Consider the following 6373-nt stretch of genomic DNA (forward strand, 5'->3'; position numbering starts at 1 on the left):
GCGGCGCGGTAGCGGCTGGGGTCGATCACGAACAGCACGTCGCCCTTGCGCACCGGCTGGTTGTCCTTGACGGCCACCTCCGTCACCAAGCCGGACACATCGGCGGCGACGGAGACCACATCGGCCTTGATCCGGCCGTCCCGCGTCCACGGCGACAGCATGTAATGGTCCCACAGGGCCTTGCCTATCCAGACGGCGACAATGAGCAGGGCAAACGTGATCAGGTAGCGGAGGAGGAAATGGGCGCGCATGGCGTAAGTCCAGGAATCGGTTTCAATGGTAGAGCGGCAGCGCGAGGCCGCCGAAAATCACGGCCAGCAGGCACCAGCGGAACAGCGCCGGGTGCCAGACGTGCTCGTAAACGCCCAATTTGCCCAGCAGCCAGTCCACGCCGGCCTGCAACAGCAGGCTGAGCACGAACAGCGGCAACAGGGTGGGCAGCAAAATGCCGTATACGGCGATTTCACGCGGCATGCTTGTCTCCGGTATCCGGCTGCGGCAGGGCGTCCAGCAGCGAGGTGTGAATCAGGTGCAGCGTGGCCAGCATGCGCTTGAGCCGCGCCGCCTCGTCCGGCAAGGCCACCGCCAGCCGCTCGCGTATCACCGGGCCGCCGGCGCGCAAGGCGGCCAGCGCCGCGCGCAGCGCGGTTTCGTCCGGCGCGGCGAAATAGCGGTCCAGCGCGACCACCGCGTCCAGCAGCGCGCGCTGCGCCGACGCATGCGCGTCCGCCGCCAACTCGCGCAGGTCGACGATGGTCAGCCCCAGCTCCAGCAGCGTGATCGCCTGGCTGACGGTGGCCTGGCGCGCCGGATCGTCGCGCGGCCCCGGCGCGGCATTCAATTGGTTCATCAGATCGCGCACGCGGTTGCCGAAGCGCTGCTTCAGGTGCGGCAAAGCGGCGCGGCAGGTGGCGCGGGCCTCGCGCCACAGCACGGCGGCGATGTGGCGGCGCGAACCCATGGTATGTTCCGGCAGCACCAGCACGAAGAACAGCGCCGCCAGCGCCAGCCCCAGCAGGCGGGCGATGCCGTCGTTGAAGAAGCCGGCCACGTCGTAGCGCATCATGTTTTCCGGATTGACGGCCTGCGCCATCAGCAGCACGATGCCGCTGCCGATGCCCGCGGTCTTGGGCAGGCACTTCAGATAGCACCCCAAGGCCAGGAACGGCGCCATCGCCAGCACCAGTTGCGGGAAGCCTTCCGCCTGGTTCAGCAGCATGAAGGCGCAAACATAGGCCAGCGGCGTGCCGACGGCAAAGCCGATCATGATCTGCTTCACCATCAGCGTCGGCCGCGGCGACGACGAGGCGAGCCCGCAAAAAATAGTGGCCAGCAGCACCGCGCCCAGCGCGCTGGGCCAGGCCAGCCAGTACCAGGCCAGGGACAGCGTCAGCAAGGTCAGCGCGGCGCGCCCCCCGCTGGCCAGCGCGATGGCGGACGGCGTGCGCGGCGAATAGGCCAATGCCTCCACCTGCAGCGGATTGCGCTGTCGCAAACCGTGGTAGACGGCGGTGAAAGTCAGCATTTCGTCGACGAAACGCAGCAGCAGCTCGGCGGCGGTGTCAAACTCGATGCGCCGCATCTCGTCGTGCGGCATCGCCAGCAAGGCCTCGCGCGCCGCTTCCAGCGCGCGCGCCAGCGCCGGCCGCATCGCCTCCAGCTTGCGCAGCGTCTCCCCGGCTTCCTGCGCGGTGCGCGCCGGGCCTTCGTCCAGCGCCAGCGCGGCGGCGGCCTGGCCGAACAGCGGGTACAGCAGCGCCGGCAGCGGCGAGGCCGCATCGGCGCGCAGCCGCTGCATCTGCCGGTGCAGGGTGTGGAAAGTCGTCAGCGCCGCCATGAAGGTGGCGTTGAAAGCGTGCAGCTGGTTGCTGCGGGCGCGCACCGTGCCGGCCTCGAAGAACGCCGCGGCGCGGCCGGCCTCCAGCGCCGCGATGTCGGCGGCGAAGCGCAGCTGCGTCGCCTCCAGCGTGGCCTTGTCCAACCTTTGCGCCAGCGCCTGCTGGCACAGCAGCACGAAACCTTGATAGCGGGCGCGCACCGTGCGCACCACGACCTCGGCCTGGCTCTTGGGCAGGATGAAGTCGTTGACCAGGGCGCAGCACAGAATGCCCAGCGAGATTTCCGACACCCGCGTCACCGCCAGATTGAAGATGGCCAGCGGATGATTCAGCGCCGGCAAACCGATGATGCAGGCGGTGTAGCCGGACAAGACGAAGGCGTAGGAGCGCGAGTCGCGGTACAAGGTGGCGCCGCTGGTGCAGACGCCCACCCACAGGGCCAGGCTGATCAGCATCAGCACCGGCTGGCCGTCAAACAGGCCGGCCAAGGCCAATGCCGCCACGCTGCCAACCAGCGTGCCCAGTATCCGGTACACGCTTTTTTCCAGCACCGCGCCGCTGCGCGGGAAGGCGACGATGAATACCGACACCATGGCCGAACTGGGCGAATCGAAACCCAGGCGGAACGCGATCCACAGCGCGGCGAAGGCGGCCAGCAGCGTCTTGGCGACGAAGCTCCAGTTCTCGCCCTCGCTCGACAGCCAGTCGTCGGCGATGCGCCGCCCGGCCGCGGCGAGGCCCCCGCTCATCGGCCCTGCCCTTGCGGGTGATGAACGGCCACGCCGCCGCCCAGCGCGCTCATCAGCGCGGCATAGCTGTCCAGCCGCTCGCCGTGGATGCGCACCAGCTGCTGCCGGGCATCCAGCAGCGACAGCCGCGCCGACAGCACGCCGTCCTGCTCGGACAAGCCGGCGCGGAAGCCCTGCTGCGCCAGCTTCAGCGCGCGTTCGGCGCTGGCGCGGGCCTGCTCGGCCTGCTTCTGCTGCTCGGCCAGCGAGCGCGAGCGCACGACACTGGCCGCCACCTCGTTCAAGGCATGCACCACGCTGGCGTTGTAGCCCGCCACTGCCGCGTCATAAGCCGCCGCCTGGGCGCCGAGCTGGCTGCGCAGCCGGCCGCCCTCGAAGATGGGCAGGGTGATGGCCGGCCCGATGCCGCGCACCCCGGTGGCGGTGGACGGGAAGTTGTCGAAGCCTATGGACTGGAAGCCGATGAAAGCCTGCAAGTCGATATTCGGGTAGAAGGTGGCGCGGGCGGCGTCTATCTTCTTCGCCTCCGCCTCCACCTGCCAGCGCTTCGCTACCACGTCCGGCCGGCGGCCTATCAGTTCCGCCGGCAGCGCCGACGGCAGCGTGACCGGATGCTGACCCAGCCGCAGCGCGGGACGCCGCAGCGCCTCCCCGGCCCCAGGACCTTTGCCGGCCAGCGCCGCCAGCTGCTTGCCCAGCAGCGAAATATTCTCGTCCACCTGTTCGATCTGGTTGCGCAAGGCCGGCAGCCGCGACTCGTTCAACACCACCTCGGCCTCGGTGCCCAAACCGGCCGCCTTGCGCTTCTTCGACAGCAGCAGAAAACGCTCGCGCTGCGCCAGGCTCTCGCGCAACAGGTCTTTGACCTCGTATTGCACCGCCAGCTGGGCGTAATCGCGCACGATGGCCGTGGCCAGGTTCAGCCGCGCCAACTGCGCCTCGGCCGCCCACACTTCCGCCTGGTCCAGCGCGGCGGCCAGCGCGGTGCGCTGGCGTCCCCATAGGTCGAGGTCGTAGCCGGCGTTCAGCGTGGCGTGGTTGTACCAGGAATAATTGCCGGCTTCCGGCGGGGGAATGAAATCTTGTTCGGAATAGCGCTGGCGGGTGAAGGACAGCTCGGCGTTGACCTGCGGCAGCGTGGCGGATTCGGCCACGCCGGCCAGGGCCTTGGCCTGGGCCAGCCGGGCCTGGGCCGCTTGCAGATTGGGGTTGCCGGCCAGCCCGGCGGCAACCAGCTCATCGAGCTGCGCGTCGTTCAGCGCGCGCCACCAGTCGTCGCGCGGCCAGCCGGCCTTGTCCGCGGCGGCGGCGATGGCCGCGCCCGCTTCCAGGCTGTTCGGGTCCAGCAGCCGCGCGCGCGGCCCGTTGTCGCCGGGGTTGGCGCAGCCTGCCAGCGCCGCCGCCAGCAGCCACGATACCGCCACGTAAAACCTATGCATGCGTCGCACCAGTAACCATCCGTAAAAAAGGCCGCCTCGCGGCCTGATTTGGCCAAGCGCTTGGAGCCTGTTCAGTATCTTTCGCTGTTGGACTTGGCCTACGGGAAAACTACACGTTTACGATGCGCCCCGTCCCTTCAAGCCTGCCGTCGGGTGGCAGGCCCGAGGTCTTAAGCGGCTGCATGTTTGAGTCCCGCGACGTTAGCGCGGGACGAGTTCAGCCGTGCCTCGGGCCTGACGGGACCCGGCGGTTAGCCGCAGGCCAGGCTTGCAGGGTGGCCTTTAGGGGTGGAGGGGATATCTGGCCAAGCAAATATCCCCTCCCTGCTCGCCGGGCAGCCCCGGCAATCCAAACCATCATCCGCGCAGCGGATTCAAAGCCCACAAGATCTTGAACAAGCGCTAAGCAGGAAGCGAACCAAAATCGTTTCTGATTCTAACACTTGTCGATGACATTCAGATAAAGGATTATCCTCAGTCAAACCGCACGGTGTAGCGCGACTCCGTGGACAGCGCGGTGCCGGCGCGCAGAATCACCGACCAGCTCTTGGACAGCTGGTAAGCCAGCTTCACCGCCTGGTCGGCGCTGCTGATGCCGTACTCGTAGCCGAGGTACAGCTCGCGCGTCAGTTGGCGGCCCACCGTCACCACCTGCTCGGCCGGGCTGACCGTGCCGTTGGCCAGCGTCTTTTCCTGGCGGCTGGACACGCCCAGATCGTCGAACAGGCCGATGTGGTCGTTGATCGAGCCGGCCAGCATCATGCCGGCCGAGGCGGCCAGGTCGTTGTTGTCGCGGTCGCCGCTGGCGGCACGGCCGAGCACCAGCCAGGCCAGCTTGTCCTTGTCGGTCATCGGCTCATCGGCAATCAGCCGGACTTTGGGCGCGGACACCGATCCGCTGACTTCCACCCCGGCGCCGACCGGCGACAAGCGGCGCTTGGCCTGCACGTTCAGCAGCGGATTATCCAAGGGACCGTTGAAGGTGATCGCGCCAAAAGTAATGTCCAGATCCTGACCGTAGGCCTTGTAACGGCCCTTGTCCACCTTGACCTGGCCCTTGGCCGCCGGCGCCTCGCCCGGATTGGCGCTGACATGCACCAGGCCGGACAGTTCGACATCCAGGCCTTGGCCGGAGAAGCGGAAGCGCTCGCCCAGGTCCAGGTCCAGCGCCACCGTCAGCGGCATGCTGGCGAAGGCGGACGGTTCCGGCGGCGCGCGGCCGATCACCACCACATCGGCGCCCAGATCCGGCGCGCCGAGCTTGGGCAAGCCGACGCGGCCTTGATCAGAGCGGATGCGTCCGGTCAGCGACAGCTTGCCGCCGACGAAGGCCAGTTCGCTCTGGCCGGACACCACCAGCCGGCGGTTCGGCTTGTCGAACACGCTGAAGCGCTGCAGCACCACTTTGACGCGGGCGTCGGGCTGGGCGTCGCTGAAGTCCAGCGAACCGCTGGCCGTGACATCGCCCTTGCCGCTGACGAAACGCAGCTGCTGCATGCTCAGCCGGCGGCCGTCTATCCGGGCCTGCAGGCTGCCATCGCTCAGCGCGATGCCGGTGCGGTGGTCTTCCAGCTTCAATTGCTCGCCGCGGATCGCGCCCTGCGCCTGCGGCTCGCCCAGCGGGCCGCTCAGCGCCAGATCGGCCGACAGCTTGCCGCCCAGCACCAGGCCCGGACCCGCCAGTTCTGCCAGCGCGGACAAGGCCGGCAGGCTGGCGCGGACATTGCCGGACAGCGGCGTATGGCCGTCGATGCGGCCGCCGTTCCACGGCAGGCTGCCCTGGCCCTGCGCCTGGGCGAAGCGGCTGTCCAGGTTGACATTGAAGGCGAGCATGCGGCCATCCAAGCTGACATCCAGCCGCGCGGTCTTCAGGCCCAGCGCGGCATGGCGGTTCTTGTCCAGCGGCAGCTGCACGTCGCCGCCGCTGCGCCACAGCGCCAGCTGGCCGACGCCGGACGGGTTCAGCCCCCAGTCGGCATCGAACTGCAGGTTCTGCTCCACCGGCAGCTTCAGCAGCGGCCCCAGCTCGGCCAGGCGGATGCCGCGCGCGCTGCCGTGGCTGGACAGCGCGCCGCTGGCCTGGCGGCTGAAATCGCTTATGCTCAGGCTGCCGCCGAGCGCGGCCAGGCGCGCGGCGCCCAGCTTGAGCTGGCCATCCGCGGCGATGGCCAGGGCGGCCGGCGCCTGCAGGCTGAGGCCAGGCTTGCCGCTCAGCTCCAGTTTCTGCACGCTGCCCTGCCAGCCGTTGTCGTGGCCCAGGCCCCCGGCGGCGGCCAGCTGCACGCCATAAGCCAGCTCGTCCAGCCGGAAGCGGCCATCCAGTTGCAGGCTGTGGCGGGCGCGGGTG

The 6373-nt window shown here is 68.8% G+C and carries 4 protein-coding genes and 1 pseudogene; all 5 read right to left on the reverse strand.

The annotated features are described in order from the left end of the window. Positions 1 to 251: pseudogene (locus tag C2134_RS21975) on the reverse strand (hypothetical protein); the annotation flags it as partial. A gap of 22 nt (positions 252 to 273) precedes the next feature. Continuing rightward, a complete protein-coding gene (locus C2134_RS17560; RefSeq protein WP_043629058.1) occupies positions 274 to 474 on the reverse strand; it encodes a DUF1656 domain-containing protein in 201 nt (66 codons plus the stop codon). Next, on the reverse strand, positions 464 to 2587 hold the full coding sequence (locus C2134_RS17565) for an FUSC family protein (RefSeq protein WP_103321381.1): 2124 nt from the start codon (positions 2585 to 2587) through the stop codon (positions 464 to 466). The genes C2134_RS17560 and C2134_RS17565 overlap by 11 nt, the downstream gene beginning before the upstream one ends. Further along, on the reverse strand, positions 2584 to 4026 hold the full coding sequence (locus C2134_RS17570; protein ID WP_103321382.1) for an efflux transporter outer membrane subunit: 1443 nt from the start codon (positions 4024 to 4026) through the stop codon (positions 2584 to 2586). Before C2134_RS17570 ends, C2134_RS17565 begins: the two co-directional genes overlap by 4 nt. A 474-nt stretch (positions 4027 to 4500) precedes the next feature. Continuing rightward, a partial coding sequence (locus tag C2134_RS17575) for a translocation/assembly module TamB domain-containing protein (protein ID WP_199179970.1) occupies positions 4501 to 6373 on the reverse strand: 1873 nt, incomplete at its 5' end.

This window comes from Chromobacterium sinusclupearum, from assembly GCF_002902845.1.
In the GTDB taxonomy this organism is placed as follows: Bacteria; Pseudomonadota; Gammaproteobacteria; order Burkholderiales; family Chromobacteriaceae; genus Chromobacterium; species Chromobacterium sinusclupearum.